Genomic DNA, 759 nt, shown 5'->3' with positions numbered 1-759 from the left:
GCCGCCGCGCTGCGCGCCTTCCACACGCTGGATATTCCGCTGGTGTTCCACAACAACGCCCAGCCCGGCTCGCGCACCGGCAGCGGGGCCGCGATGCAACAGCTGTCCGACAGCATGAGCGACGCGCTGCTGGCCTTGGCCCGCACCGGCGACCCCAACCATGCCGGTCTGCCGCGCTGGGACCGCTACGGACTGGCACGCCGCCAGACCATGGTGTTCGACACGCCGAGCCGGCAGATGGACGATCCGCGCGGCGGCGAACGCCGGCTCTACCAGCAGGCCCCCTTCATCCAGCGCGGTACCTTCTGAGCCCGATCATGACCTTGCGACCGTTGCTGTTTTCTCTCGCCCTGGCGCTGACGCCGGCAGTGGCCTGCGCCGCGCTGGATCCGTCCATCACCGAGCGGCCCACGCCCACCCCGATCCGCGCCAGCAAGATCGTGCTGGTCGGCGATTCCACCACGGCGGTGCAGGGCGGCTGGGGCCCGGCATTCTGCGCGCGCCACGTCAGCGCGTTCCTGAGCTGCGTGAACCTGGCCCGCGGCGGTCGCAGCAGTTACAACTACCGTGCCGAGGGTTCGTGGGACATCGCCCTGCAGGAGATGCGGCCCGGTGCCTACCGCGACGTGCATGTGCTGATCCAGTTCGGTCACAACGACCAGCCCGGCAAGCCGGGACGCTCGACCGATCTGCAGCACGAATTCCCGGACAACCTGCGCCGCTACGTGCGCGAGGTCCGCGCCGCCGGCGCCGTGCCGG

The 759-nt window shown here is 70.5% G+C and carries 1 protein-coding gene and 1 pseudogene; both read left to right on the top strand.

The features are described from left to right. Nucleotides 1-309, top strand: a pseudogene (locus JCM9942_RS17305) (carboxylesterase family protein); the annotation flags it as partial. 8 nt (nt 310-317) lie between these two features. Next, nucleotides 318-759, top strand: a 442-nt coding sequence (locus tag JCM9942_RS17300; RefSeq protein ID WP_256202431.1) for a GDSL-type esterase/lipase family protein, incomplete at its 3' end; no start/stop codon positions are given.

The organism is Stenotrophomonas pictorum JCM 9942 (assembly GCF_001310775.1).
Taxonomy (GTDB): domain Bacteria; phylum Pseudomonadota; class Gammaproteobacteria; order Xanthomonadales; family Xanthomonadaceae; genus Stenotrophomonas; species Stenotrophomonas pictorum.
Note: the sequence above shows the minus strand (reverse complement) of the source record. Positions and strands in the feature narration are given on the sequence as shown.